The sequence below is a fragment of the Neorhizobium sp. CSC1952 genome (assembly GCF_030378245.1).
Lineage (GTDB): Bacteria > Pseudomonadota > Alphaproteobacteria > Rhizobiales > Rhizobiaceae > Neorhizobium > Neorhizobium oryzae_A.
Genome location: NZ_CP128416.1, coordinates 4,470,241 through 4,496,911, shown reverse-complemented (window position 1 = coordinate 4,496,911; position 26,671 = coordinate 4,470,241). Strand labels below are relative to the sequence as shown.

At 64.2% G+C, this 26,671-nt stretch carries 22 protein-coding genes; 15 read left to right on the top strand and 7 right to left on the bottom strand.

The annotated features are described in order from the left end of the window. Positions 1-124: 124 nt before the first annotated feature. From QTA58_RS21710 to QTA58_RS21680, 7 genes are all read left to right on the top strand, one after another. A complete protein-coding gene (locus QTA58_RS21710) occupies positions 125-2,413 on the top strand; it encodes a PAS domain-containing sensor histidine kinase (RefSeq protein WP_085424257.1) in 2,289 nt (762 codons plus the stop codon). Next, positions 2,403-3,767, top strand: coding sequence for a sigma-54 dependent transcriptional regulator (locus QTA58_RS21705; RefSeq protein ID WP_085424258.1), 1,365 nt, complete (start codon positions 2,403-2,405; stop codon positions 3,765-3,767). The genes QTA58_RS21710 and QTA58_RS21705 overlap by 11 nt, the downstream gene beginning before the upstream one ends. Before the next feature lie 35 nt (positions 3,768-3,802). Then, positions 3,803-5,179 (top strand): Trk system potassium transporter TrkA, encoded by a 1,377-nt coding sequence (trkA, locus tag QTA58_RS21700; RefSeq protein WP_085424259.1) that lies wholly within the window; start codon positions 3,803-3,805, stop codon positions 5,177-5,179. Positions 5,180-5,195: 16 nt separating this feature from the next. After that, entirely contained in the window at positions 5,196-6,059 is an 864-nt protein-coding gene (locus QTA58_RS21695) for a D-amino-acid transaminase (protein ID WP_289670789.1), read from the top strand. A gap of 107 nt (positions 6,060-6,166) precedes the next feature. Beyond that, positions 6,167-6,409, top strand: a complete 243-nt coding sequence (hfq, locus tag QTA58_RS21690) for an RNA chaperone Hfq (protein ID WP_037155370.1) — start codon at positions 6,167-6,169, stop codon at positions 6,407-6,409. A gap of 75 nt (positions 6,410-6,484) precedes the next feature. Next, entirely contained in the window at positions 6,485-7,837 is a 1,353-nt protein-coding gene (gene hflX, locus QTA58_RS21685; protein ID WP_289670788.1) for a GTPase HflX, read from the top strand. Positions 7,838-8,208: 371 nt separating this feature from the next. Continuing rightward, positions 8,209-9,228 (top strand): acyltransferase, encoded by a 1,020-nt coding sequence (locus tag QTA58_RS21680; RefSeq protein WP_289670787.1) that lies wholly within the window; start codon positions 8,209-8,211, stop codon positions 9,226-9,228. A gap of 33 nt (positions 9,229-9,261) precedes the next feature. Here QTA58_RS21680 and mazG read toward each other — a convergent pair whose 3' ends face one another. Continuing rightward, positions 9,262-10,101 (bottom strand): nucleoside triphosphate pyrophosphohydrolase, encoded by an 840-nt coding sequence (gene mazG, locus QTA58_RS21675; protein ID WP_085424263.1) that lies wholly within the window; start codon positions 10,099-10,101, stop codon positions 9,262-9,264. A gap of 18 nt (positions 10,102-10,119) precedes the next feature. Beyond that, positions 10,120-10,707 carry a nucleoside deaminase gene (locus QTA58_RS21670; RefSeq protein ID WP_289670786.1) on the bottom strand — a complete coding sequence of 196 codons (588 nt, stop codon included), beginning with the start codon at positions 10,705-10,707 and terminating at the stop codon, positions 10,120-10,122. 238 nt (positions 10,708-10,945) lie between these two features. On the opposite strand from QTA58_RS21670, the gene cysG reads away from it, so the two are divergent. The 5 genes from cysG (at position 10,946) to QTA58_RS21645 (ending at position 15,871) form a co-directional block, all read left to right on the top strand. Further along, the gene (gene cysG, locus QTA58_RS21665) at positions 10,946-12,388 is read left to right on the top strand and encodes a siroheme synthase CysG (protein WP_289670784.1); all 1,443 of its coding nucleotides are present in this window, start codon (positions 10,946-10,948) and stop codon (positions 12,386-12,388) included. Continuing rightward, positions 12,385-12,699: a DUF2849 domain-containing protein gene (locus QTA58_RS21660; RefSeq protein WP_085424265.1), complete on the top strand. Its 315-nt coding sequence runs from the start codon at positions 12,385-12,387 to the stop codon at positions 12,697-12,699. Before cysG ends, QTA58_RS21660 begins: the two co-directional genes overlap by 4 nt. 7 nt (positions 12,700-12,706) lie before the next feature. After that, the gene (locus QTA58_RS21655) at positions 12,707-14,380 is read left to right on the top strand and encodes a nitrite/sulfite reductase (protein WP_289670782.1); all 1,674 of its coding nucleotides are present in this window, start codon (positions 12,707-12,709) and stop codon (positions 14,378-14,380) included. Between the two features lie 15 nt (positions 14,381-14,395). After that, on the top strand, positions 14,396-14,905 hold the full coding sequence (locus tag QTA58_RS21650) for a DUF934 domain-containing protein (RefSeq protein WP_289670781.1): 510 nt from the start codon (positions 14,396-14,398) through the stop codon (positions 14,903-14,905). Between the two features lie 141 nt (positions 14,906-15,046). Continuing rightward, positions 15,047-15,871 carry a ferredoxin--NADP reductase gene (locus QTA58_RS21645; RefSeq protein ID WP_085425085.1) on the top strand — a complete coding sequence of 275 codons (825 nt, stop codon included), beginning with the start codon at positions 15,047-15,049 and terminating at the stop codon, positions 15,869-15,871. Here QTA58_RS21645 and QTA58_RS21640 read toward each other — a convergent pair. Then, positions 15,868-16,254 (bottom strand): hypothetical protein, encoded by a 387-nt coding sequence (locus QTA58_RS21640; RefSeq protein ID WP_289670780.1) that lies wholly within the window; start codon positions 16,252-16,254, stop codon positions 15,868-15,870. The two genes, QTA58_RS21645 and QTA58_RS21640, sit on opposite strands and share 4 nt — an antisense overlap. A 1,294-nt stretch (positions 16,255-17,548) precedes the next feature. Continuing rightward, the gene (locus QTA58_RS21635) at positions 17,549-17,752 is read right to left on the bottom strand and encodes a hypothetical protein (RefSeq protein WP_085424269.1); all 204 of its coding nucleotides are present in this window, start codon (positions 17,750-17,752) and stop codon (positions 17,549-17,551) included. Positions 17,753-18,026: 274 nt separating this feature from the next. Here QTA58_RS21635 and QTA58_RS21630 point away from each other — a divergent pair, with 274 nt between their 5' ends. After that, positions 18,027-18,338, top strand: coding sequence for an antibiotic biosynthesis monooxygenase family protein (locus tag QTA58_RS21630; protein ID WP_289670779.1), 312 nt, complete (start codon positions 18,027-18,029; stop codon positions 18,336-18,338). A gap of 61 nt (positions 18,339-18,399) precedes the next feature. Here QTA58_RS21630 and uvrB read toward each other — a convergent pair whose 3' ends face one another. The 3 genes from uvrB to QTA58_RS21615 all read right to left on the bottom strand — a co-directional run bounded on the left by uvrB (position 18,400) and on the right by QTA58_RS21615 (position 23,731). Next, the gene (gene uvrB, locus QTA58_RS21625; protein ID WP_289670778.1) at positions 18,400-21,459 is read right to left on the bottom strand and encodes an excinuclease ABC subunit UvrB; all 3,060 of its coding nucleotides are present in this window, start codon (positions 21,457-21,459) and stop codon (positions 18,400-18,402) included. A gap of 138 nt (positions 21,460-21,597) precedes the next feature. Then, positions 21,598-22,848, bottom strand: a complete 1,251-nt coding sequence (locus QTA58_RS21620; protein WP_289670777.1) for a conjugal transfer protein — start codon at positions 22,846-22,848, stop codon at positions 21,598-21,600. Positions 22,849-22,903: 55 nt separating this feature from the next. Next, a complete protein-coding gene (locus tag QTA58_RS21615) occupies positions 22,904-23,731 on the bottom strand; it encodes a hypothetical protein (protein ID WP_289670776.1) in 828 nt (275 codons plus the stop codon). 265 nt (positions 23,732-23,996) lie between these two features. Here QTA58_RS21615 and QTA58_RS21610 point away from each other — a divergent pair, with 265 nt between their 5' ends. Next, entirely contained in the window at positions 23,997-25,466 is a 1,470-nt protein-coding gene (locus tag QTA58_RS21610) for a DUF1800 domain-containing protein (RefSeq protein ID WP_289670774.1), read from the top strand. 4 nt (positions 25,467-25,470) lie between these two features. Next, entirely contained in the window at positions 25,471-26,649 is a 1,179-nt protein-coding gene (locus QTA58_RS21605) for a DUF1501 domain-containing protein (RefSeq protein WP_289670772.1), read from the top strand. Positions 26,650-26,671 lie beyond the last annotated feature (22 nt).

Below are 26,671 nucleotides of genomic sequence, written 5' to 3'. Positions count from 1 at the left end.
CGACGGAGTGGCGGCCGTTGAGGGGATTTAGCCAGGTCTTTTCCGGGAAGTTGATGTCGCTTCGCTTGGGTTTCACCGGGTTGAAACGATCTCCCGCGGGGAATTTGGGGATCGGAGTGGATCGATGACGGAAGGCGACACAGCGCCGGTGGCCGAGGGTGAGCCGCCCGTAAGCGAGCCCGCCGTGTCCGTGCAGGACCGGCGCGCGTCCTTTGCGCTCCCCGGCCTTCTGCTCGCGGGCGGCGCCTTGATCTGCGCGGGCCTCACGCTTTTCGTCCTGCTCGGCCTCACGCCGATTGCGCCGACGACGAACGTCGTGATCGCCTCTGCGGTCGTCAATTCTCTTTTCATCATCGGCCTGATGTATCTGATCGGGCGGGAGGTCGTGCGGCTCCTGAGGGCGCGCAACCGCGGCCGCGCGGCGGCCCGCCTGCATGTGCGCATCGTCGTGCTTTTCTCGATCGTCGCGATCACGCCTGCGGTCCTGGTGGCGATCTTCGCCAGCCTCACGCTGAATGTCGGCCTGGATCGCTGGTTCTCGCTGCGCACCCAGTCGATCGTGCAGTCCTCGCAGGATGTCGCGCGCGCCTACATGCTTGAAAACGCGAGCTATCTCCAGGGCCAGACGGTGTCGATGGCGAACGACCTGGAACGGAACCGGCCGATGTTCTATCTCGACCGAACCGGTTTCGTGGAGCTGATGACCCGCCAGGCGAGGGGCCGCGGCATGCTGGGCGCCTTCCTTGTGCGCGAGGACGGCCAGGCGATGGCGCAGGCTGACATCAAGACCGAGAAACCGCTGCCGGCCATTCCGGAGGATGCGTTGAAGACGGCGGCTGCCGGCCAGCCGACGCTCATCCCGCCGGGTGTCACCAATCTCGTCGGCGCCGTCATCAAGCTCGACGGGCTTCCGGGTTCCTTCCTCTACACGATCCGCGCCGTCGATCCGAAGGTCATCGCGGCCATGCATCTCATGGAGGAGAACACCGCCGAGTACCAGGCGATGGAGGCCGGCCGCACATCCCTGCAGATCGCCTTCGCGGTGCTCTATCTCGGCTTCGCCCTGATCGTCCTGCTCGCGGCGATCTGGACGGCGATCGCCGTCGCCGACCGCATCGTCCGGCCGATCCGCCTCCTGATCAGCGCGGCAGACAGCGTCGCGACCGGCAATCTCGCCGTCGTGGTGCCTGTGCGGGCGGCCGATGGCGACGTGGGCAACCTGTCGCGCACCTTCAACAAGATGATTTCGGAAATCCGCAGCCAGCGCGACGAGATTCTCGAGGCGAAGGACGAGGTGGACGACCGCCGCCGTTTCATCGAGGCCGTGCTTTCGGGCGTCACCGCGGCGGTGATCGGCGTCGAGGAGGACCGCCGCATCACCATCGTCAATCCGTCCGCCGAGGAGTTCCTCGGCGTCCCCGCCGAAAAGCTGATCGGCGAGAAACTCCAGGATGTCGCGCCCGAGGTCGACCAGGTGCTGACGGAGGCGCGCACGCGCGCCCGCGGCGATTTCCGCAAGCAGGTGAACCTGATGCGCGGCGGCAAGGAGCGGACGCTGTCGGTCCAGGTCACCCGCGAGGAGCAGCGGGCGGCGCAGGAATCCTACGTCGTCACGCTCGACGACATCACCGATCTCGTCATCGCCCAGCGCTCGACCGCCTGGGCGGATGTGGCGCGCCGCATCGCCCATGAGATCAAGAACCCGCTGACGCCGATCCAGCTTTCCGCCGAACGCCTGAAGCGCCGCTACGGCAAGCAGATCGCCGAGGACGACCGTGCCGTCTTCGACCAGTGCACCGATACGATCGTGCGGCAGGTGGGCGATATCGGCCGCATGGTCGATGAGTTCTCGTCCTTCGCCCGCATGCCGAAACCCACCAAGGAGGAGGCGGATCTGCGCGACATCCTGCGCGACGCGATCTTCCTGCGCGAGATGGGGACGCCGCATGTGGAATTCATCCGCGAGCTCGGCGAGGAGCCTCTCAGGGGCATGTTCGATGCGCGCATGCTCGGTCAGGCCTTCGGCAATCTCATCAAGAACGCGGTCGAGGCGATCGAGGCGGTGCCGAGCGATCAGGAGCGCGACGGCCGTAAGATCAAGGTGCGCTCGGTCTTCGACGCGGCCCACGATGTCTATGTCGTCGATGTCGTCGACAACGGCAGCGGTCTGCCGACGGAAAACCGCCACCGCATTCTCGAGCCCTACATGACCATGCGCGAGAAAGGCACGGGGCTCGGGCTGGCGATCGTCAAGAAGATCATCGAAGAACACGGCGGGCAGCTCGAACTGCACGATGCGCCGGCGGATTTCGATCATGGCAGGGGCGCCATGATCAGGGTTCTGCTGCCGCATGTGCAGAAGGTGGTGGTGCCCGGAACCGGCAATAACAAGGAACTGGCTTATGGCGTCTGATATTCTGGTCGTGGATGACGAGGCGGATATCCGCGAGATCGTTTCGGGTATTCTGTCCGATGAAGGGCACGAGACCCGCACCGCGCATGACAGCGACAGCGCGCTTGCGGCGATTTCCGACCGCGTGCCGCGGCTCGTCTTTCTGGATATCTGGATGCAGGGTTCGAAGCTCGACGGCCTGGCGCTGCTCGATGAGATCAAGAGCCGGCATCCCGATCTGCCGGTGGTGATGATCTCCGGCCACGGCAATATCGAGACGGCCGTTTCTGCCATCAAGCGCGGCGCCTTCGATTTCATCGAAAAGCCCTTCAAGGCCGACCGGCTGATCCTGATCGCCGAGCGGGCGCTCGAAAACTCCAAGCTGAAGCGCGAGGTGACCGAGCTCAAGAAGCGCGCCGGCGATGCCGCCGAGCTGGTCGGCACCTCCGTCGCGGTCTCGCAGCTCCGCCAGAACATCGAGAAGGTGGCGCCGACCAACAGCCGCATCATGATCCTCGGCCCTTCCGGTTCCGGCAAGGAGCTCGTGGCGCGCATGATCCACAAGAAGTCGGCCCGTTCCGGCGGGCCCTTCGTGGCGCTCAATGCCGCGACGATCACCCCGGATCGCATGGAGGTTGCGCTGTTCGGCACCGAAGGCGGTCCCGGCCAGCAGCGCAAGATCGGCGCGCTGGAAGAGGCCCATCGCGGCATTCTCTATCTGGACGAAGTCGGCGAGATGCCGCGAGAGACGCAGAACAAGATCCTGCGGGTGCTGGTCGACCAGCAGTTCGAGCGCGTCGGCGGCTCGAAGCGCGTCAAGGTGGACGTCCGCATCATCTCGTCCACCGCCTACAACCTGGAAAGCCTGATTTCCGAAGGTTCGTTCCGCGAGGATCTCTATCATCGCCTGGCGGTAGTGCCGGTCAAGGTGCCGGCGCTCGCGGAGCGCCGCGAGGATATTCCCTTCCTCATCGACATGTTCATGCGGCAGATTTCCGAACAGGCCGGCATCCGTCCGCGCAGGATCGGCGAGGATGCCATGGCGGTCCTGCAGGCGCATGACTGGCCGGGCAACATCCGCCAGCTCCGCAACAATATCGAGCGGCTGATGATCCTTGCCCGTTCCGACGGCCCGGAAGCGCCGATCTCCGCCGACATGCTGCCGACCGATCTCGGCGACATGCTGCCGAAGGTCTCCTCCAAGGGCGACTACCACATCATGACGCTGCCGCTGCGTGAGGCGCGCGAAATGTTCGAGCGCGATTACCTGATCGCCCAGATCAACCGTTTCGGCGGGAACATCTCCCGCACGGCGGAATTCGTCGGCATGGAGCGTTCGGCGCTGCACCGCAAGCTCAAATCGCTCGGCGTCTGATCGGAAGTCTCCTTGAAATCCATGAAAGCTGATCGATGAAAGTCATCATTTGCGGGGCGGGGCAGGTAGGCTACGGCATCGCCGAACGGCTGTCGCAGGAGGACAACGACGTCTCCGTCATCGACACCTCCGCCACGTTGATCGCTGCGATCACCGAGACCCTCGACGTGAAGGGCTATGTCGGCCACGGCGCCCATCCCGACGTGCTGGAAAAGGCCGGCGCCGAAGACGCCGACATGATCATCGCCGTGACGCTCTACGACGAGGTCAATATCGTCGCCTGCGAAGTGGCGCATGCGCTCTTCTCGGTGCCGACCAAGATCGCCCGCATCCGCGCCCAGAGCTATCTGAAGCCGGAATATGCCGATCTCTTCAGCCGCCAGAACATGTCGATCGACGTGACCATCTCTCCCGAGGTGGAGGTCGGCAAGATGGTGCTTCGGCGCATCTCCTTTCCCGGCGCCATGGACGTCGTGCGTTTCGCGGACGACAACATCGCCATGGTGGCGATCGAATGCATGGAGGATTGCCCGGTCGTCGCAACCCCGCTGCATCAGCTCTCCGATCTCTTCCCGGATCTCCGGGCGACGGTGGTGGGTATCGTCAGGGGCGGCCGGCTCACCGTCGCCCGTTCCGCCGATCAGCTCGAAGTCGGCGATCTCGCCTATGTCATCTGCCAATGCGACCATATCCGCCGCACACTCGGCCTGTTCGGGCATGAGGAGGAGGAGGCGCGCCGCATCATCATCGCCGGCGGCGGCAATATCGGTTACTACGTCGCCCGCACGATTGAGGAGCATCAGCCGAGGATGCGGCTGAAGATCATCGAGAGCGACCGTGAAAAGGCCCTGGCGATATCGGAAAAGCTCCGCAACACCATCGTGCTGCACGGTTCGGCGCTCGACCAGCATATCCTCAACCAGGCGGATATCCAGGATACCGACCTGATGGTGACGCTGACCAACAGCGACCAGATCAACATCCTGGGCGCGGTGCTTGGAAAATCCCTCGGCTGCAAGTCGAACCTCGTGCTGATCAATTCCACCTCGCTTCATCAGATCACCGATTCGGTCGGCATCGACGCGCAGATCAATCCGCGGGCGGTCACCATTTCCCGCGTGCTGCAGCACGTCCGCAAGGGCCGCATCCGCTCCGTCTATGCCGTCCAGCACGGCGCGGCGGAGGTGATCGAGGCGGAAGCGCTCGAAACCTCGCCGCTGGTCGGCCGGCCGTTCCGCGAACTCGAGCTTCCGGACGGCATCCGCATCGGCGCCATCTATCGCGGCGACACGGTCATCCGCCCGAGCGGCGATACGAAGATCAAGGCGCGCGACCGGGTCGTGCTCTTCGCCACCGCCGAGGCGGTCCGCGACGTGGAGCAGCTCTTCCGCGTATCCATCCAGTATTTCTGAGGTCAGGGGACATTCGATGTCGAGAATCGCCTATGTGAACGGACAATATGTCCGCCATTCCGAAGCCGCCGTGCATGTGGAAGACCGCGGCTTCCAGTTCGCCGACGGCGTCTACGAGGTCTGCGAGGTGCGCCACGGTTTCATCGTCGACCTGACGCGGCATCTCGACCGTCTCGACCGCTCGCTTCGCGAATTGAAGATGGCGTCTCCCATGGGCCGCGCGGCGCTCACCTTCGTCATCCGCGAAGTGCTCCGCCGCAACCGGGTGCGGAACGGCATCTTCTATCTGCAGGTGACGCGCGGTGCGGCCCGCCGCGACCATTACTTCCCCTCGGACGACACGCCGCCGACGCTGACGATCACCGCGAAGAGCACCGACCCGTCCGTCGCCGCCAGGAAATATGCCAACGGCATCAAGGTCATCACCGTGCCGGAGAATCGCTGGGACCGGGTCGACATCAAGACCGTCGGCCTCCTGCCGAACGTGCTCGCCAAGCAGCAGGCGAAGGAGGCGGGCGCCCAGGATGCGATCTTCGTCGACCGGAACGGCATCGTCATGGAAGGCGCTTCCTCCAACGTCTGGATCGTCACGCCGGAAGGCGAGCTGGTCACCCGGCCGGCCGAGCATGGAATTCTCCGGGGAATCACCCGCACGACGCTGATCGACGTGGCGGAAAAGCTCGGCCTGAAGGTCGTCGAGCGCGAATTCGGGACGGAAGAGATGATGGCGGCCCGCGAGGTCTTTTTCACCTCGGCCACCGGCATATGCGTGCCGATCGTCGAAATCGACGGAAAACCCGTCGCCAACGGCCATCCGGGCACCACCTCGGCGGGCATTCGTGACACCTTTTTCGACATTGCGGAAAAGACGGCGATTTGATAACCAGACGTAAGGGGAAGGGAAGCACGAGGGCGTTTCCCGGTCGTCTCATGAAAGCTTGATCATCTCCCGGCACGTTGGCCGGCAAAAAAGAAAGAAGCGGCGCTATGGCGGAACGTTCTCAGAACCTGCAGGATTTATTTCTCAACACCGTTCGCAAGCAGAAGATTTCCCTGACGATATTCCTCATCAACGGGGTCAAGCTGACGGGCGTCGTCACCTCTTTCGACAACTTCTGCGTCCTTCTTCGTCGTGACGGCCACTCCCAGCTCGTGTATAAGCACGCGATCTCGACCATCATGCCGGGCCAGCCCATGCAGATGTTCGAAAGCGAAGAGAACGCCGCTTAAGGACGAGAGCAGATTTCAAACCGCGACACCTCGAACGAATCCCTTGTCCCGGAAGCCGACAAGCGCCGGGACGATATGCGCGCGGCCGTCGTCGTGCCGGTCCTGAAGCAGGCCAGGCCCAAAGGGGGGCATAGGGCGGGGCAGGGCGAATCGCCCGCTTTGCCTGCGCCGCAACGCTCCAACGAAGCGCGCCTCGAAGAGGCGGTGGGCCTTGCCAAGGCGATCGACCTGACGATCGTCGAGGGCCTCATCGTGCCCGTCGGCCAGCCGCGCCCCGCGACCCTCATCGGCACGGGCAAGATCGAGGAGATCAAGGCGCTGCTCGACGAGAAGGATGCCGGCCTCGTCATCGTTGATCATCCTTTGACCCCGGTGCAGCAGCGCAATCTCGAAAAGGAATGGAACGCCAAGGTCATCGACCGGACGGGCCTCATCCTCGAAATCTTCGGCCGCCGCGCCTCCACCAAGGAGGGCACGCTGCAGGTCGATCTCGCGCACCTGAACTACCAGAAGGGCCGGCTGGTCCGAAGCTGGACCCACCTCGAGCGCCAGCGCGGCGGCGCGGGCTTCATGGGCGGCCCCGGCGAAACCCAGATCGAAGCCGACCGCCGGCTTCTACAGGAGCGCATCGTCCGGCTGGAGCGCGAGCTCGAACAGGTGGTGCGCACCCGCCAGCTTCACCGCGCCAAGCGCCGCAAGGTGCCGCATCCGATCGTCGCGCTGGTCGGCTATACCAACGCCGGCAAGTCGACGCTCTTCAACCGCATCACCGGGGCGGGGGTGCTGGCCGAGGACATGCTCTTCGCGACGCTGGACCCGACGCTGCGCCGCATGAAGCTGCCGCATGGCCGCACGGTCATCCTGTCGGATACGGTCGGCTTCATCTCCGACCTGCCGACCCATCTGGTCGCCGCCTTCCGCGCCACGCTGGAAGAGGTGCTGGAGGCGGACCTGATCCTGCATGTGCGCGATATGTCCGATCCGGACAACGCGGCGCAGGCCAACGACGTTTTGCGCATCCTCGCCGATCTCGGCATCGGCGAGAAGGAAGGTGCCGAGCGCATCATCGAGGTCTGGAACAAGATCGACCGGCTCGATGCAGAAGCCCATGACGCCATGGCCGAACGCGCCGCCGGCCGCGAGAACGTCATGGCTGTCTCGGCGATGACCGGCGAGGGCATCGATGCCCTCATGGACGAGATCGCGAAACGCCTTTCCGGCGTTCTCACTGAAACCACGATCACCATTCCGCCGGACAAGCTGGCGCTGGTTTCCTGGGTCTACGGCAATGCCGTGGTGGACGAGCGGAAGGACAACGAGGACGGCTCGGTGACGCTCGACGTGCGCCTGACCGAGCGCCAGGCCGCCGAACTGGAACGCCGGCTCGGCAACGGCCCGAAGCCGGTCAAGGAAGACTGGGAGCGGTAGGATTCTGCCCCCTCACCAGCAAAATCTACGACTTGGCTTTGCTAAGATCGTGATTTTGTAACCTCTCCCACAAGGGGAGAGGCAGAACGCCGAGAGTGCGGCGCCGGTATCTCTCCCTTTATGGGAGAGAAAGCGATTTCAACATCTTAGCTTCAGCTAAGCGTTGGAAATCGCAAGTGAGGGGATTATCCGTTCCTATTTCGCAACCTCCCCATTGAGCAGAGAAAATAGCCCCGGGAGGGAACGCGCAACGGCAGCCTTGTCGTGTGCAGCGCCATCATGTTGCCGGTTTTTGCAGTGCAAAATGATCCGTTGACGACGGCCGGGAATTTTGCAGTATCGTTGCGGGGCCGGCAGGAATGGTTTTCGTAATGATGCAAAATCAGCCGCGCGAAGAAACCGGAACGCATCTGGCCTATCTGGATGGTTGGCGCGGCATCGCCGTTATCTTCGTAATTCTCGGCCATTTCTGGCTGGACGACATAAAGCCCGGCGTCAGCACGTTTGGCGTCGATCTGTTTTTCGTCCTGTCGGGCCGGTTGATGTCGGAAATCCTGTTCGTCAAGCGGGCGGAATTGCCCACCTTCTTCTTCAGGCGCTTTTCGCGAATATACCCCGCTCTCCTCGCATTCGTTGTCATCACCACGCTTTTCTTCCAGGGGACGGAGCTGTCGCACGGCCCCGTGGCGGCGTTGCTTGCTTTGACGTTCACGATCAACTACGCCATGGTCTATACCCATCCCGTGGCTTTGTTCGATCACCTCTGGTCGCTCTGCGTCGAGGAGCACGCCTATATTCTCCTGGCGGGCATCGCGTTCCTGTCCCGCCGCAGGCTGTTTCCGGTGGGCGCCGTGATAATCGCGCTTGGCCTTGCCGCGATGCTGAACGGCATCGTTCGCACCGAGCTCGGCGCAAGCGTCCTGTATACCCATTGGCGCAGCGACGTCTCCGTCGCAGGGATATTCCTCGCCGGCGGTCTCTGGCTGTTCCTCCGCCGGCGCCGGGCCCCGTGGTGGCTTTCCCCGGCGGCGCTGCTGGTCGCGGTCGTGGCGAAGGGGCTGCCCGATCACACCCTCTCCTTCGGCCTGTCGACGACCATGCTCGCGCTTTCCATCACCACGATCGACCACGCGACGCCCGTGTTCCGGAAGATCCTGTCGACCCGGATACTGACCTATGCGGGATTGTGGTCCTATTCGCTCTATCTGTGGCAGCAGCCCTTCTACAAGCTTTACCGGGCCGAAACGGCTCCGACCGCTCTGTTGATCCTCGCTGCCCTGCTGGCCGCGTTGGCGAGCTTCTATCTCGTCGAGAAACCCGCCAGAAGGACGCTCAATCGTTTCTTCCAGAACCATCTGGCGAAACGCGTCACCAGAGAGCGGACCGTATAGGCCTTTCCGTCCCCACGGCCCGGGCGTTGCGGCTCACGAGGTTGCGACCTGCCGCTCGATCGCCTTGGCCGCCTGCCAGAGCTCTTCCATGCGTTCCAGCGTGGCGGCTTCCAAATTCTCGTTCGATTGTTGAAGGGATGTTTCTATATAGTTGAAGCGGCGCCGGAATTTGGTGTTCGTACCCCGCAGGGCATCTTCCGGGTCGGCCTTCACATGCCGGCCGATATTGACGAGCGCGAAGATGAGGTCGCCGAGTTCGTCCGCCACCTTGTCCTGCCGTCCGCCGCGCAGTGCGTCGCGCAATTCGCCGATCTCCTCCTCGATCTTGTCGAGGATCGGTTCGGCCTCCGACCAGTCGAATCCCACCTTGGCGGCACGCTGTTGCAGCTTCAGAGCCTCCGTCAGGGCCGGCTGGGCGCGATGCACCGCGCCGAGATAACCCTGTTTGAAATCCTCGGTTATTCCGCGTCTGGCGCGTCGCTCGGCGCGCTCGCGCTTTTCCGCCCCCTTGATCTCGTCCCATTGCAGCTTCACCGCATCGGGCGTATCGGCGTCCGAGCGCGCGAAAACATGCGGATGCCGGCGGATCATCTTTTTGGTGATCGCCTCGACCACGTCGCCGAAGGCGAATTCGCCGGCTTCCTCCGCCATGCGCGCATGGAAAACCACCTGCAGCAGGAGGTCCCCCAGTTCCTCGCAGAGATCGTCCATGTCGTTGCGTTCGATCGCGTCGGCCACTTCGTAGGCCTCCTCGATCGTGTAGGGCTTGATGGTCGAAAAATTCTGCTCGAGATCCCAGGGGCAGCCGGTGCCGGGCGTGCGCAATGCAGCCATGATCTCGATCAGCCGCGAAATATCCTTCGATGGTTCCATGGGAGTTTTCCTTGCCGCTCAGGCGAGCGGTATGTTGTTCTCGGCTTTGCCGGATTGATAGCTGTTCGAGAGCCGCTGATAGGCTGCCTTGACGCGGGCGGTCTGTGCACGGAGTTCGGCGCGCAGCGGCTCGTCCTCGCTTTCCACGAGATCGGCGATGAAATAGGAATTCCAGAAGGCGTTGCTGCGCCGGTAGCCGCCGGGCTCCAGCCCGAACACCTCTTTCAGGATCTTGAGGTCGTGCGGTATGGCGAAGGCGTCGCGCGAATCCTCGTGGCTGAAAAACGAATAGAAATTGTCGAAACCCGCCCATGTGATCGCCGACATGCACATCGTGCACGGTTCGTGAGTCGAGAGAAAAATCAGGTCCTTGGTGGAGATCCCTGAAGCTCTTTCATAAAAGCGCTTGAGCGTGTGGACCTCCCCATGCCAGAGCGGATTTTCGAGCTCGTTGTTGGTCTCGGCGATCACCAGCGAGAGGTCGGATTTTCTGAGGATCGCCGCGCCGAACACCTTGTTGCCGGCAGCGACGCCCTTTTCCGTCAGCGGCAGGATGTCGTGTTCGATGACGTCGAGGAGGCGGGCTGCGATGGTCATGGTTGTCACTATCCGGATTTTCGTGCCGCAGTCTATCGGCGGGCGGCGGTATTGTGGATGGTCAAGGGCTGGAATTTGCTAGTAAATTAGTGGAAAATTGCATTCTTTTCGCAGTGCGGTGGCTTTTACTCCAGATCGGCATATTGCGAGAAGGAAAATACCGCAGGCGCAGTCTCTTAGCATATCCATTCCTTCAATTTTATCCGGCTATTGCGGATATTGCCCTGATATGATTCAGGATACCCGCATGTCCAAGGATACAGAGCGCCTGTCGGTCTTTCCGGCCTTCTTCCGCGTGAGCGGAAGGAGCGTTCTCGTATTCGGCAATGGCGACGAGGCCTTTGCCAAGGTCCGGCTGCTCGGCAATACCGATGCCCGCATCGTCGCCTATGCGCCGTCGCCGGAAGAGGATTACGCCGCCTATCTCGTCGCGCAAGGCATCGAGATCGTCCGCGCGGAATTTTCGCCCGCGCAGGTCAGGGGTGCCGCGCTGGTTTTCGCCGCGACCGGCAATGCCGCTCGGGACCGGGAAATCGTGACGGCTGCCAGGGCGGAGAAGATTCCGGCCAATGCCGTCGACCAGCCGGAATTCTGCGATTTCTACACGCCGGCTATCGTCAACCGCGCCCCCGTCGCCGTCGCGATCGGTACGGAAGGGGCGGGTCCCGTTCTCGCCCAGATGATCCGCGCCCGCATCGACCAGATGCTGTCGCCGTCGCTCGGCCGGCTGGCGCGGCTTGCCGCCGAATACCGGGATGCTGCCGAACGGCTCGTGCCGCGCGGCGTCTCGCGCCGCATTTTCTGGCGCCGTTTCTTCTCGGGCGATGTCGCCGACGCGATCGATGCAAACGACGCGGCCGCCGCCCGCCGTTCGGCCAATGCGCTGCTTTCGACCACGGGGCGTGCCGAGGGGCATGTCTGGCTGGTCGGCGCCGGCCCGGGCGCCGAGGACCTGCTGACCCTGCGTGCCCAGCGCGTGCTGATGGAGGCCGATGCGATCGTCTACGACGCGCTCGTGCCGCAGTCGATCGTCGACATGGGGCGCCGCGACGCCGAGCGTCTGCCGGTCGGCAAGCGCAAGAATTGCCATTCCAAATCTCAGGACGAGATCAACCGCCTGCTGGTCGAGCTCGGCCGCCAGGGCAAGCGCGTGGTGCGTCTGAAATCCGGCGACCCGCTCGTCTACGGCCGCGCCGGCGAGGAGATGGCCGCACTTCGCGAGGCCGGCATCTCCTACGAGATCGTGCCGGGCATCACCTCGGCCTTTGCCGCCGCCGCCGATTTCGACCTGCCGCTGACGCTGCGCGGCGTCGCCTCGTCGCTGATCTTCACGACCGGCCACGACCTCACGGGCGACGTGCTGCCGGACTGGGCGAGCCTTGCCGTTTCAGGCGCGACGATCGCCGTCTACATGGGCCGCACGGTCGCGGCTTCCGTCGCCGAACGGCTGATGGGCGCCGGCCTGGCTGCGGATACGACCGTCGCCGTGATCGAGAACGCAAGCCGCGCCGACCGCCGGCTCTTCCACGGCGTCTTGAAGGAACTGCCGGATCTGGAAGCCCGCGACGATCTCGCAGGCCCGGTCATGGTGATCATCGGCGAGGCCGTCGCCGGTGCGAATTTCGAAAAGTCCGAGCCGCTTTCTGCCCGCAGGGCCGCGGTTCGCCAGGAAATGGAACAGACAAGATGACCGACAAGGTTCTGACCGCCAACCGCCTGGTGGACGGTATCGCCGTATGGCTCGATGCGAACGGCCAGTGGGTGGAAAACCTGCAGGATGCGCTTGTGGCGCGCCACGCCGAAGCCGTGGCTTCGCTGGAGGCGATCGGCAAGCGCGATTTCGCGCAGAACCTGGTCGTTGACGTGGACGTCATCGACGTGCAGGAAACGGACGGCAAGCTCTGGCCGATCCGTCTTCGCGAACGCATTCGCGCCCAGGGGCCAACCATGGAATATGCCGCCGGCTATCGCCCCGCCGACCCGAAGTTTATCGCAGTCTGAGGAAGTCATGTACCGTTACGACGAATTCGACCACGCATTTGTCACGAGCCGCGTGGAGCAGTTCCGCGATCAGGTCGCGCGCCGCCTTTCCGGCGAGCTGGCGGATGACGTCTTCAAGCCGCTGCGGTTGATGAACGGCGTCTATCTGCAGCTGCATGCCTACATGCTGCGCATCGCGATCCCCTACGGCACGCTGAATTCCAGGCAGATGCGGATGCTGGCGCATATCGCGCGCAAGTACGACCGCGGCTACGGCCATTTCACCACGCGCCAGAACATCCAGTTCAACTGGCCGAAACTCGCGGACATTCCGGATATCCTGGCGGAGCTCGCGACCGTCGAGATGCATGCGCTGCAGACTTCCGGCAACTGCATCCGCAACGTGACCGCCGACCATTTTGCCGGTGCCGCCGCCGACGAAGTGGCCGATCCGCGTCCCTATGCGGAAATCCTCCGCCAGTGGTCTTCCGTCCACCCGGAATTCTCCTATCTGCCGCGCAAGTTCAAGATTGCCGTGACGGGCGCCGAGCGCGACCGCGCCGCGATCCAGGTGCATGACATCGGCCTGCATCTGAAGAGGAACGATCGGGGCGAACTTGGCTTTGCCGTCTATGTGGGCGGCGGGCAGGGGCGTACGCCCCTGATCGCCAAGAAGATCCGCGACTTCCTGCCGGAAGAGGACCTGCTTTCCTACACGACCGCTATCGTGCGCGTGTACAATCTCTTCGGCCGCCGCGACAACAAGTTCAAGGCGCGCATCAAGATCCTCGTCCATGAAACCGGCGTCGAGGAAATCACCCGCCGGGTGGAAGAGGAGTTCGCGCATCTCCAGGGCAGCGAACTGAAACTGCCGGAGGCGGACCTCCAGGCGATCGGCGCTTATTTCGCCCCGCCGGCGCTCGCCGACCGGGCGGAAGGCTGGGCGCAGCTTGCCGGCTGGAAGAAGCAGGACGAGGGCTTTTCCCGCTGGGTGAGCCAGAACGTGCAGCCCCACAAGCATCCCGATTACGGCATGGTGACGATCTCCCTGAAGCCGATCGGCGGCATTCCGGGCGACGCCTCGCACGAGCAGATGGACCTGATCGCCGATCTGGCGGAGGAATTCGCCTCCGGCGAGATCCGCATCAGCCACGAGCAGAACGTCATCTTCCCGCATGTGGCGCTGGCCGACCTGGAACCGCTCTATCGCGCGCTCCTCGCCCAGAACCTCGCAACCGCCAATGCCGGCCTGATCACCGACATCATCGCCTGTCCGGGGCTGGACTATTGCGCGCTGGCGAATGCCCGCTCGATCCCGGTGGCGCAGGAAATCTCCACCCGTTTCGGTTCGCCGGAGCGGCAGGCGGAGATCGGCGAGCTGAAGATCAAGATCTCCGGCTGCATCAATGCCTGCGGCCATCATCATGTCGGCCATATCGGTCTTCTGGGGGTCGAGAAGAAGGGCGCCGAGCTCTACCAGATCACGCTGGGCGGCTCGGCCGACGAAAACACCTCGATCGGCGAGATCATCGGCCGCGGCTTCGAGCCGAGCAAGGTGACGGACGCCGTCGAGACGATCGTCGACACCTATCTGGCCCTGCGGCTCTCGAAGGAGGAGACCTTCCTCGAAGCCTATCGCCGCGTCGGACCGCAGCCGTTCAAGGATGCGCTCTATGGCGGCGCGACGGCGGAAGCGGCCTGAGGGAGAGCGGGAAATATGACCAGAATCTGGAGAGAGACCGGCTTCGTCGAGAACGACCCCTGGGTGGTCGAGACCGAAGAGGTGAAGGCAACCGAAAGCCAGAAGGCGCTTCTGCCGCTCGACGAGCTGATCGAGAAGGCGGAGGCGAGCAACGACGTCGGCCTCGGCGTGGTGATCCGGCCGGCGGACGACGTGCGCAGGCTGGAGCCCTATCTCTACCGCCTCGAGATCGTCGCGGTGGACTTCCCGGCCTTCAACGACGGGCGGGCCTTTTCGCATGCCTCGCTGCTGCGCGAGCGGCTCGCCTACAAGAACGAGCTGCGCGCCGTCGGCGACGTGCTGATCGACCAGATCCCGCTGATGCTGCGGGTCGGCATCGACAGTTTTTCCGTGAAGAACGCCACGGCGCTGAAGCGGCTGGAGGAGGGCAGGCTGCCCGGCATCGCCGTCCACTACCAGCCGACGGCGCGGCACGCGGAAAAGTCCGGCGGCTACAGCTGGCGCCGCCGCACCGTGCCGGCCTGAGCTCGGGCCGATGCGCATCAAAAGGTGACTTCCCGGCACATATTTTCTTGAACACCCGCGACAAAGGTTCGCGGATGCCTTCAAAACGGCGGCTGTTTGGTATATTTCGCTTCTGCGAAGAACGACGAGACTGAGACGAAGATGAACGCTCCAGCGAAGACAGAAGAATTTGCGGTCCAGAACCCGGCGAAAATCCCCGACGGCGTCTATGCCGAGACGGTGCTCGACGTCGAGCATTATACGGACCGCCTGTTCCGCTTCCGCATGACGCGGCCGGCCGCCTTCCGCTTCCGCTCGGGCGAATTCGCCATGATCGGCCTGATGGTCGGCGAAAAGCCGGTCTACCGCGCCTATTCGGTCGCGAGCCCCGCCTGGGACGAGGAGCTGGAATTCTTCTCGATCAAGGTGCCGGACGGGCCGCTCACCTCGCATCTGCAGAAGATCAAGCCGGGCGACACGGTGCTGATGCGCAAGAAGCCGACCGGCACGCTGGTGCTCGACGCGCTCACCCCGGGCAAGCGGCTCTACATGTTCTCGACCGGCACCGGCATCGCCCCCTTCGCCAGCCTCATCCGCGACCCGGAGACCTACGAGAAGTTCGACGAGGTCATCCTGACGCATACCTGCCGCGAGGTGGCGGAGCTGAAATACGGCTTCGACCTGATCGAGGAGATCAGGAACCACGAATTCCTGGCGGAGATCGTCGGGGAGAAGCTGAAGCATTACCCGACCGTCACCCGCGAGGATTTTTCGCACAAGGGCCGCATCACCGACCTGATCGAGAGCGGCAAGCTCTTTGCCGATCTCGGCGTGCCGCCGCTCGATCCGGCCGTCGACCGCGGCATGATCTGCGGCTCGGCGGACATGCTGAAGGACACCAAGGCGCTGCTCGAAAAGGCGGGCCTCGAAGAGGGCGCCAACAACAAGCCGGGCGAATTCGTCATCGAAAGAGCATTCGTCGGCTAATCCATAGAAGAGAGCAGCTCTTCCCGCTTGCGGCGGGCGGCATCCCAGATCTCGGGTCTCCATCGGCTGGGTGACGTGCGGGCGATCTCGATCGCGACGTCGTCGAGCATCCGCCGCTCGCCGTCGCGTGCCTCGAAAAAATGGCTGCTGGAGCCGAGAAAGCCTTCCGCGAACCGCGCCTCCTCGTAAACCGCATCGAAGGCCTGGCGCTGCTCGGCGGTCAGGTTCCGCAGGCAGCAGGGTTCGCGGTTGGACTTGAAATGCCAGCGGCAGGCATTCCGGCGGCGGCAGTCGCGCCGGCGGCAGACCATGTGGGGCACGGCGAGAATCTCGGCTGTGCGGGCGGCGAGCCCGGTATCTATGGGCCGTTTTTCGTAAGGCATTGTTTTCTCCTTTGATATGGGATCGGCAAACCCGATCCGTCCAATCGGTCATCGGGCGGACTGCCCTTCATCCGCCTTCGGGCACTTTTCCGCGGGGGCGGAGGGCATAGGTCATCGTTCACGCGATCCTTCTGATCCGTGGTTTGCCATGGTTTCGGACGGGGCGCTGAAAGCTGCCTCTTAGGTTAGTTTAACAGGTGACACCTCTCAGCGCCCCGTTCGGCGGTTTTCATCCGCGACTTCGGTCCCTCTGCCTTGGCCTTCCCGGACGGTGTTCGTCTGGCTGCATGGACCCCGGGCGAACCGAGTTATCGCCAACGATCCATGACGCCGCCGCCGGACTCTCCGCTTTACGCGGACGGACAGAAAAGTCCGGCGAAACCATCCGTTCGGCCACCCTGTGTGCCGCACAGGCACGCCCGGCGCGCTCTTTCGGGCATCAAGAGACGATGGGCCGGTCCGTTGCCCGTCACCTCTCCCCGTGTCGCCGGAGGGAGACCATTTTCCGCGAACCCGGACGGTGAGGCTTTGCGTCTTCCCCTCAACACCCGCGCCGGCCCCGCCTCGCCGGAACGCCTTCCGGTGTATCCGATGCGGGACGGGGGGATTGTAGGCATGAGGCGGGAGGACGGGGAAAATCGGAGGCGGTTTTTCCTGTCGATTTTTCCCAAGGCTTTGATTTGCCTCAATGCACCCCCCTCTGCCCTGCCGGGCATCTCCCCCACAAGGGGGGAGATCGGATGGGGGCGGCGGCTTCCCCAAACGACGAGCGCGCTATTCGGCATACCGCATACGCATATGAGGAACCGAGCGGGTTCGGCTTGCGCCTTCTTCTCCCCAGCGGGGAGAAGTGCCGAGCAAAGCGAGGCGATGAGGGGGTGCACATGCGGCAGGCGCGGCGCTGGATGGTGGCTTCGCCCCCCTCATCCGGTCCTTCGGACCACCTTCTCCCCGCTGGGGAGAAGGGAAGAGCGCGCTGCTTGGGATCTCCTTCATGGGCGGGGGCAATCGCATATGAGAACCGAGCCAGTTCGGCTTGCGCCCTCTTCTCCCCAGCGGGGAGAAGTGCCGAGCAAAGCGAGGCGATGAGGGGGTGCACACGCGGCAGGCGCGGCATCACCCGATGGTGGCTTCGCCCCCTCATCCGGTCCTGCGGACCACCTTCTCCCCGCTGGGGAGAAGGGGAGAGCGCGCTGCTGCCTTGTCAGTCCACAGAAGCACCAGCAGATTTTGCTCACAGGCAATTGGCCTCGCCCTGGAGTGGAGAAGGGCGGTGATGGGAGCGGTTTGCCGTCTAGCGCGGGACGGTGCCGCCGAGTTTCTGCTGGACGGCATCGACATGGCCGCGGACATAAAGCGCGACGGGCTTGCCGCCCGTGCCGGTGAGGGCGAGCGCGATGATCGTCACGTCCTCTTCGAAGGTCGTGACATAGGCCACCTGCGCGGGGTTGACGTAGACGGGCTGATTGTGGGTGTTCTTGAAGCCGATCAGCGCCATACGTCTCTCCTTCTGTTGCGTGGCCGATATGCCAATGCCATGCGGAGGTTGAGGGAGGCTTAATAGCGGGGCCGAGGCCGCGAACGGGTGGAGGCGAACAGGGCCGGCTTTTGCGGAGGCGAGATTTCGCGTTCTCCCTTCACGATCGCACCGGCCCGCCCTCCGGATCGCCGGAACGCCTTGGCAAATATGCGACCATGGTCGTCCGAGACACGCTTGTCCGCACGTCAAATCCGCTCCACTTTCTTCCAGGCTTCGAACCAGGGAGTGCGGAATGAAGGTCATCGTCGGGTTCTTTACGACCAAGCCCGGAAAGCGGGCGGAATATCTGGAGGCGGCGCGGGATCATCTTGAGAAGAGCCGGCTCGATCCGGACTGTTTCTACATCGAGCTCGTGCCCATGCCGGACGATCCGGACAGGATCCTGCTGGCGGAAGCCTTCACCGGCGAGGAGGCGCATCGCCGCCACGAGGATACCGACCATATGCGCGCGCTCTGGGCGGTCGGCCCGAAACTGCTCTCGCATGTGGTGATCGACAACGTGATCTCCGGCCAGGTGCAGCATATCGACGAGAGGTTCGGGTAAGGGCGGGCGTTGCCCTCATCTGCCTGCCGGCATCTTTCCCCGAGGGAGAAAAGACTCGTGACTACTGTCCCGGCCGGCCTGTCTTGCCCTTGGTGCGCCCCTTCCGCTTCTGTTCGCCGCCGTCCTCGTAGGAGCCGGTGCCGATCTTGCCGCGGACGATGGGGCGCACGCCGTCGTCGCGCTCCGGCTGCCCCTCCAGAAGCGGCGAGAAGCGCTTGCCGGGTTCGGTTTCCGACGGCTTCGGCGGGACCTTGCCTTCCTCTGCTCCCTGCCGCGCCTCCGGCGCTTCACGCCTCTTGTCGACCGGCTTTTCCGTCCGGCCGACGGTCATTTCGTCCAGCGTGTTCTTGCGGAAGAGGCTGCCCTTGGCGGGCTCGGCGATGTCGCGGCCCATTTCGTCGAGCGAGGGTTTGGCAAAGAGGGAGCCGCGAGCTCCAGAACCCTCCCCCTTGTGGGGAGGGTGGCCCGCAGGGCCGGGAGGGGTTTCTTCGGAGCCATGCCCCTCCCCAACCCTCCCCACAAGGGGGAGGGAGCCTAGCGTGCTTGCCGCATCGTTTTTCTTCCTGCCGCCGCCTTCCTGTGACCGCGCCTCTTCCTTGGCCATCGGGTCATCCATGACCGCGAGCTCGGCGGCCTTGAGGCGTTTGATCTCGTCGCGGAGACGGGCGGCCTTTTCGAAGTCGAGGTCGGCGGCGGCGTCGCGCATCTGCTTTTCGAGCGCGTTGAGATGGGCCTGCAGATTGTTGCCGACGAGGTGGCCGCCGTCGGCGAAACCCTTGCCGGAGACGCCGGAAATGTCGGCGCGGACGTGATCGCGCTCGTAGACCGAGTCGAGGATGTCGGAAATCTTCGCCTTCACCGATTCCGGCGTGATGCCGTTCTCGATATTGTAGGCCATCTGCTTTTCGCGGCGGCGCGCGGTCTCGTCCATGGCGCGCTGCATCGAGCCGGTGATATTGTCGGCATAGAGGATGACCTTGCCGTCGACGTTACGCGCGGCGCGGCCGATCGTCTGGATGAGCGAGGTTTCGGAGCGCAGGAAACCTTCCTTGTCGGCGTCGAGGATGGCGACGAAACCGCATTCGGGAATGTCGAGGCCCTCGCGCAGCAGGTTGATGCCGACCAGCACGTCGAAGGCGCCGAGGCGGAGGTCGCGGATGATCTCGATGCGCTCCAGCGTGTCGATGTCCGAATGCATGTACCGCACGCGAATACCCTGTTCGTGCAGGTATTCGGTGAGGTCTTCCGCCATGCGCTTGGTGAGCACGGTGACGAGGGTGCGGTAGCCCTTGGCGGCGGTCTCGCGGATCTCGCCGAGCACGTCGTCCACCTGGCTGCGGGCGGGGCGGACCTCGACGGGCGGGTCGATGAGGCCGGTCGGGCGGATGACCTGTTCGGCAAAAACGCCGCCGGACTGTTCCATCTCCCAGCCGCCGGGTGTGGCCGAGACGGAGACGGTCTGTGGCCGCATGGCGTCCCATTCCTCGAAGCGCAGCGGCCGGTTGTCCATGCAGGACGGCAGGCGGAAGCCGTATTCGGCGAGGGTGGCCTTGCGTCGGAAGTCGCCGCGATACATGCCGCCGATCTGCGGCACGGTGACGTGGCTCTCGTCGATGAAGATCAGCGCGTTGTCAGGGATATATTCGAACAGCGTCGGCGGCGGCTCGCCGGGCTTGCGGCCGGTGAGATAGCGCGAATAGTTCTCGATGCCGGCGCAGGAGCCTGTCGCCTCCATCATTTCGAGGTCGTAGCGGGTGCGCTGTTCCAGCCGCTGGGCTTCGAGCAGGCGGCCGGCCTTTTCGAGCTCCGCGAGACGGAACTTCAGCTCCTCCTTGATCGCCTTGATGGCGGCGTTGAGGGTGGGGCGCGGCGTCACGTAGTGCGAGTTGGCATAGATCTTGACGGATTTCAGGTCGCCGGTCTTCTGGCCGGTGAGGGGATCGAACTCGGTGATCGCGTCGATCTCGTCGCCGAACATCGAGATGCGCCAGGCGGCATCCTCAAGGTGGGCCGGGAAGATCTCGATCGTGTCGCCGCGGACGCGGAACGAGCCGCGCACGAAATTGATGTCCTGGCGCTTGTACTGCTGGGCGACGAGGTCGGCCAGGAGCTGGCGCTGGTCGAGCCGGTCGCCGACCGTCATCTGGAAGGTCATCGCCGTATAGGTCTCGACCGAGCCGATACCGTAGATGCAGGAGACCGAGGCGACGATGATGCAGTCGTCGCGCTCCAGGATGGCGCGGGTGGCGGCGTGGCGCATCCGGTCGATCTGCTCGTTGATCGAGGATTCCTTCTCGATATAGGTGTCGGAACGCGGCACGTAGGCTTCCGGCTGGTAGTAGTCGTAATAGGAGACGAAATATTCGACCGCGTTGTTCGGGAAGAAGTTCTTGAACTCCGAATAGAGCTGCGCGGCGAGCGTCTTGTTGGGGGCGAGGATGACGGCGGGGCGCTGCGTTTCCTCGATCACCTTGGCCATGGTGAAGGTCTTGCCCGAGCCGGTGACGCCGAGCAGGACCTGGGAGCGGTCGCCGGAATTGATGCCTTCGACGAGGTCGCGGATGGCGGTCGGCTGGTCGCCGGAGGGCTTGTATTCGGTGACCATCTCGATCGGAATGCCGCCCTCGGATTTCTGCGGGCGTTCCGGCCGGTGCGGCGTCCACAGCTTGCCGTCCTTGAACAGCGGATTGCCGCTCTCGATGAGTTTCGAAAGCGCCTCCACCGTGGCGGTGACGGCGCCGGGGGCAAGATTCTTGGCGTCTTCAAGCGACACGTCGAGGCCTGCGACCGGGTTGAGGCCGGCGCGGGCGCGCGTTTTCGGGTCCGAGGAGCCGCCCATGGAGACGCCGCGGGCGGTCTTGCCGGCGACCGCCTTCCTGTCGATCTTGCCCGATGTCTTCGAGGCCTCGATCTCCACCCTCTTGCGGTGCTTTCCGGCCTTGGAGGCGATCTCGCGCTGCGTCTCGACGGAGGAGGCTTCCGCTTCCGCCTCGAGCTGCTTCACCCAGTCGGCGACGGAGCCGGCCAAGGGGCTGGAAAGCGGTGCGCCTTCGAAGGACGATTGCGGGGCTTCCTCAAAACCGGGGGTCGAGGTGGAGGATTTTTTCGGTGATCTGGCCATGCGCCGAATATGGCGAGAGTCATCGCGAAAGGAAAGGGGGCGAGGTCACAAAACAAGTACAAAAGGGAAACGGATTTTCGCCGGACCGACGAGGCGGCGAGGACGACATCGCAGGCCGCGGGCCTGTCCGGACGCCGGTCAGACGATGACGGGCATCATCCAGGCGACGAATTCCGAGACCACGGCGCCGGAGGAATCCTTCTCCACCAGCGGAAAGGTCATCTCCCTCACGGTGTTGGATTGATTGCCGCCGAGCAGGGTCACGCTGTTCGGCGTCCACCCCGTCACGAAGCCGACATGTCCCGACCCGGCGGACCAGGAGGCATCGTCGAACGGCGCATAGCGGCGAACCCCGATCGCGCCGAAAGCGGGAGCGGACAGCAGCTTGAACTGGTTGTTCTTGTTCCAGAAGAAGGAGCGGGCGCCGGGATGGTTGGTCCCCATCTGGCCGCCGGTGACGAGGCAAAAGTTGACGAAGGCCGCGCACCAGTCCACCTCGTCGCCGCCGACCGGGTCGAACCAGGGTGCGGCGACCTCGAAATAAAGAAGGATGCGGGGATTTTCGCCCGGGTCGCTCCACTCGCTCCTTTCCTGCGCGGGCAGGGTCGCCTCCCTCCGCGCGATCGCCATCCAGCCGTTCGAGGCGGAGGCGGCGGAGGAAAGAACGTCCGGTGTCCGGCCGATCAGCGGGGCCGGCGGCGCGTTCGGCCGCACCGTGCCTTTCGTCCAGCCTTCGATCTTCTGGATCGTCTGCGCCACCTTCCTGCGATTCCGTTCGCTCAAGGTCGACAGCACCGTTGCGAGCGCGATGCCCGTCTCACGATGAATGAAATCGGCATATTCCTGCGAATTGTTCCCGTTGCCGGGCGGCGCGTAGCGGAAGATGGCGTCCTTGAGCGTCAGCCGGGAATAGGCCGCGGTCTTGAGAAGCGAGACGATCGCGGCCATGCCGGTCGCCTCGTCGGGAAATACCGCGAAGCTGCCGTCATTGCCGATCGCGCCGCAATTGATCGAGAAGTCTCCCTTCCTGATATTGCCCGGATTGCAGTTGCGCCACGATCTCGATCCGCCTTCGCGGACCTGTTCGCGACCCTGCGCATCGACGTAAAGGATCGTCCTCGGCGCGATGGGGCGGGCATGCACGAATTCGCCCGCCGATCCCGCGGGCGGCGGTGTCGGGTCGTCCATATTGAGGACGGGCGGCTCGGTCGGCGGCCTGGGCACTTCCGGATTGAGCTGGCGGGTCGAAGCCGCGCCGGTGCCCGGGCCGTACACGACGGTATAGGTGCCGTCGCCGGCCTTCTCGATCGACGTCACCGTCATGCCGCTGATGCGGATGGTGAAGAGCACGTCGGCCAGGCCTGCTTCGGTTACCCCGGTGATCGTCATGGATCCCTCCTCGGTGACGGTCTTGGTCGAGAGTTCGGCATCGGGCGCATCGGCCTCAGCCCGGTTTCTTCAGCCCGCGAGCCTCCACGAACCGGCGTCGCGCGGTCGCGAACTGCGGGGCATGCACAAACTGCGTGAGGTCGGTGTCGATGTCGTTCCGGCGGAGCCATTCGAGCACCGCCTGCCGGGCTGCGTCGCCGCTCCGGAGATAGTCGAGGATGAGGCCGGACGCCTCGTCGGCCGCATAGGTGTAGATGGCCTCGGTTCTGGTTTCCTCGGTCCGGGCGAGCAATTGCGAGGTCTGCTCGTCGATGCCGATCAGGCCGGCGGTGATCGTGCCCGCCGACGCATAGTCGTTGACGTCCATCAGGGCGAGTTCGAGCGGATATGCGGCCGTGTCCAGCGCCAGCTTGTCGAGGATCGACGAACGCACGCCGTTCCTGTTCGCGCGCATCTGCTTCTGCAGGAACTGGATCGTCTTTTCCGAAAGAATGCTTTTGTCGTAGGCCGCATGCGCGCCCTTGATGCCGGTATCGACCGTGGCGAGCACGGTCTTGGCGGTCTTGGTGGCGGCAAGCGTTCCCGCGCCGCTGAGCGACAGGCTCGTCAGCGTGGCGATGAAGGGGACGCCCTGACTTTCCTGCGTCAACTCCGCGGAAAACTTCGCATACTGGATGTCGATCGAGCCCATGGCGCTGAGCACGATCGAATTCCGCAGCGCCCTTCTGTCGATCTCGCTGGTGGCGGTATGATAGGCCTCCATCCGGGAAGGCACATATCCGCCGGCAAAGTAAGCCGTCGTGACGCTATCGTATTGGGCGAGATTCGGCCCTCCGGCGATCGACGGAGTACAGCCGGCCAGAGCTGCCGTTACTGCAGCCATGCTTATGACTACATGAAGAATTCCGGGCATGTTTCTTGTCCCCTCACGCAATACATAAAGGCACAAGTGTTTCTGATTGAAAACTTATCGCATGCAACCTTAAGGAGATTTCGCAGTTGTAAGCAGGGACATGCGCACACGGTCCGCAACGGGATTACAAAATGTCCATGTCGCGAAATGGCCGCAATTTTCGACCGTTTCCACCACAATTGTCGCGGACCTTGAAGATGCTCCCGGACAGGGATGCCAGACGAGGAATGACTGCATGGCTCTTTCACACCCGACCTTGGCCGCAATCCGCTTCGGCTACGGTCTTCGCCCCGGCGAAGAACCGCCCGCCGATGCCGAAGCGCTGCTGGCACAGATCGAGGAGGGCGTGTCGGAAAAGCCCGGTTTTCCCCGCGAGGGAGCGGCCGGCCGGCTGGAGAATGCGACGCGCGTTCTTTCGGTGCTCGCCGCCGAGGCGAAAGCCCGCAGGGCCGGCAATCCCAACGAGGGCATCCGCCGGGAAACGCAGCGGGAGGTGCAACGCACCTACCGCCTGGACGCCATGGCGCGGATGGCCAATGCGATACACTCGCCGCTCGGATTTTACGAACGCCTTGCAGGTTTCTGGGTCGATCACTTCTCGACCAGCGTCCTGAAGGCCCTGCCGATGCGCATGATCGTGCCGCTTTACGAGGCGCAGGCGATCCGGCCGAATATCGGCGGCTCCTTCTCGAAACTTCTTTCGGCGGCGATCCTGCATCCGGCCATGCTGATCTATCTCGACCAGAACCAGAGCGTCGGGCCGGATTCGCCCGCGGGGCGCAGGAACCGCCGCGGCCTCAACGAGAATCTCGGCCGCGAGCTCCTGGAACTCCACACGCTCGGCGCCGGCAGCGGCTATACGCAGGACGACGTGCGCGCCGCCGCACTCGTCCTGACCGGGCTTACGGTCGACAACCGCACGCTCGAAGTGGTCTATCAGCCGCAGCTCGCGGAGGGCGGGCCGATCACGCTGCTCGGACGCACCTACGAGGACGACGAAGGCGACGGCCAGGATCATGTCCTGATGCTGGAGGATCTGGCCGGCAGCCCGAAGACCGCCCGGCACGTCTCCCGCAAGCTGGTCCGGCATTTCATCGCCGACGATCCTCCGGACGACATGGTGGAGCCGATGGTGGAAGCCTGGATGAGAAGCCAGGGCAATCTCACGGAGATCTACCGGACCATGCTTTCCCATCCGCGCGCCTGGGCGGAGCCGGGCCGGAAGATCAAGCAGCCCTTCGAATTCGTCGTTTCCGGCTTCAGGGCTCTCGGCCTGCCGGAAAAGAATTTCGCAAATCTGGTGAGCGACCTGGACGACGAGGACGAGGGGCCGGTGGGCAAGGCCATGGAAATGGCCGGCGCCGCCGCGACGCGGGAAGAGGCGCGGCGAAAGGCGAGGCGGGCGAACGCCCTGACGCTTGGCGCCCTGCAGCGGATGGGGCAGCCGGTCTGGCAGCCGCCGAGCCCGGCGGGTTTCGCCGACGAGGTGAGCGTCTGGCTGTCGGCAAGCCAGCTCAGCGAACGGATCGCCTGGTCGCGCATGATCGCCCGAACCTTCGGGCAGAAGACGGAGCCCTCCGCATTTCTGGAGGCGGCGCTCGGCGATGCCGCCCGGCCGGAGACCCGCCAGATCGTCGCGCAGGCACCCAGCAAGGTGCACGGCATCACCATGGTTCTTGCGTCCCCCGAATTCAACAGGAGATGACCCGATGACCTTTCGAGAGAGCTTCCTGTTGTCCCGCCGCGGCTTCCTGGCGGGCGCCTGCTGCGCGGCCGCCGCGCCCGTTCTCACGCCGGTGACCTTCGCCGCCATGCCGGGCGACAACCGTTTCGTCACGATCATCCTGCGCGGCGCCATGGACGGGCTCGACCTGGTGCAGCCCTATGGCGATCCGGCCTATGCGGCGCTTCGGCCCAGGCTGGGGCTGACGCCCGACGCGGGTCTCCTCGATCTCGACGGATTCTTCGGCCTCAATCCGGCGGCGTCGGCGCTGATGCCGCTGTGGCGGGCGGGCGAGCTCTCCTTCGTGCACGCGGTCTCCACGCCCTATCGCGACCAGCGCAGCCATTTCGACGGGCAGGACATGCTGGAGACCGGCGGTAACGACAAGAGCGAACGCACGGGCTGGCTCAACCGGACGCTCGCGGTCATCCCCCGCTCCGACGCCCGCAAGGCGATCGACATCAACACCTCGATGGAACTGATCCTCAGCGGCCCGAACGAGGCGGATTCCTGGTCGAGCCAGAGCAATTTCGCGCTCGCCGACGACGAGATCGCCTTCCTCGACCGGCTTTATGCCGGCGACGAGGCTTTTGCCCGGGCCATGGCCGAAGCGAAGAAGACGGATATGTCCGCCGATTCCCTCTATGGCGACGAAAAGCGCGGGGCGGGCATTGCCGACATGGCGCGGCTCGCCGGCGGCATGCTGCGCGAGGACTACCGGATCGCCAGCTTCTCGATCAACGGCTGGGACACGCATGTGGGCCAGAAGGTGCAGTTCGCAAAGGCGGTGAATGGACTGGCGGCCGCCATCACCACGCTGAAGGACGCGATGGGCGAGGACGTCTGGAGAAAGACCGTGGTACTGGCGATGACGGAGTTCGGCCGGACAGCCCGCGAGAACGGCACCAACGGCACCGACCACGGGACCGGCGGGCTTGCGGTTCTGGCCGGCGGCGCCGTCCCGGGCGGCAAGGTTCTGGGGACGTGGCCCGGCCTTTCCGACGACAGGCTGCTCGACCGGCGCGACCTGATGCCGACCGGCGACGTGCGCGAGGTCGCCGCCGCCATGCTCTACCGGCAGTTCGGCATCGATCCCGACGATCTCACCGCCAAGGTCTTTCCGGGCCTCACCTTCGACAAGTCGTCGATCTATCTGAGAGGGTGAGCCTGATACGGGTCGTGGCGAC

Coding starts and splice junctions, on each gene's coding strand:
- QTA58_RS21710 (WP_085424257.1), top strand. CDS start 125: ATGACGGAAGGCGACACAGCGCCGGTGGCCGAGGGTGAGCCGCCCGTA.
- QTA58_RS21705 (WP_085424258.1), top strand. CDS start 2,403: ATGGCGTCTGATATTCTGGTCGTGGATGACGAGGCGGATATCCGCGAG.
- trkA (WP_085424259.1), top strand. CDS start 3,803: ATGAAAGTCATCATTTGCGGGGCGGGGCAGGTAGGCTACGGCATCGCC.
- QTA58_RS21695 (WP_289670789.1), top strand. CDS start 5,196: ATGTCGAGAATCGCCTATGTGAACGGACAATATGTCCGCCATTCCGAA.
- hfq (WP_037155370.1), top strand. CDS start 6,167: ATGGCGGAACGTTCTCAGAACCTGCAGGATTTATTTCTCAACACCGTT.
- hflX (WP_289670788.1), top strand. CDS start 6,485: ATGCGCGCGGCCGTCGTCGTGCCGGTCCTGAAGCAGGCCAGGCCCAAA.
- QTA58_RS21680 (WP_289670787.1), top strand. CDS start 8,209: ATGATGCAAAATCAGCCGCGCGAAGAAACCGGAACGCATCTGGCCTAT.
- mazG (WP_085424263.1), bottom strand. CDS start 10,101: ATGGAACCATCGAAGGATATTTCGCGGCTGATCGAGATCATGGCTGCA.
- cysG (WP_289670784.1), top strand. CDS start 10,946: ATGTCCAAGGATACAGAGCGCCTGTCGGTCTTTCCGGCCTTCTTCCGC.
- QTA58_RS21660 (WP_085424265.1), top strand. CDS start 12,385: ATGACCGACAAGGTTCTGACCGCCAACCGCCTGGTGGACGGTATCGCC.
- QTA58_RS21655 (WP_289670782.1), top strand. CDS start 12,707: ATGTACCGTTACGACGAATTCGACCACGCATTTGTCACGAGCCGCGTG.
- QTA58_RS21650 (WP_289670781.1), top strand. CDS start 14,396: ATGACCAGAATCTGGAGAGAGACCGGCTTCGTCGAGAACGACCCCTGG.
- QTA58_RS21645 (WP_085425085.1), top strand. CDS start 15,047: ATGAACGCTCCAGCGAAGACAGAAGAATTTGCGGTCCAGAACCCGGCG.
- QTA58_RS21640 (WP_289670780.1), bottom strand. CDS start 16,254: ATGCCTTACGAAAAACGGCCCATAGATACCGGGCTCGCCGCCCGCACA.
- QTA58_RS21635 (WP_085424269.1), bottom strand. CDS start 17,752: ATGGCGCTGATCGGCTTCAAGAACACCCACAATCAGCCCGTCTACGTC.
- QTA58_RS21630 (WP_289670779.1), top strand. CDS start 18,027: ATGAAGGTCATCGTCGGGTTCTTTACGACCAAGCCCGGAAAGCGGGCG.
- uvrB (WP_289670778.1), bottom strand. CDS start 21,459: ATGGCCAGATCACCGAAAAAATCCTCCACCTCGACCCCCGGTTTTGAG.
- QTA58_RS21620 (WP_289670777.1), bottom strand. CDS start 22,848: ATGACGATCACCGGGGTAACCGAAGCAGGCCTGGCCGACGTGCTCTTC.
- QTA58_RS21615 (WP_289670776.1), bottom strand. CDS start 23,731: ATGGCTGCAGTAACGGCAGCTCTGGCCGGCTGTACTCCGTCGATCGCC.
- QTA58_RS21610 (WP_289670774.1), top strand. CDS start 23,997: ATGGCTCTTTCACACCCGACCTTGGCCGCAATCCGCTTCGGCTACGGT.
- QTA58_RS21605 (WP_289670772.1), top strand. CDS start 25,471: ATGACCTTTCGAGAGAGCTTCCTGTTGTCCCGCCGCGGCTTCCTGGCG.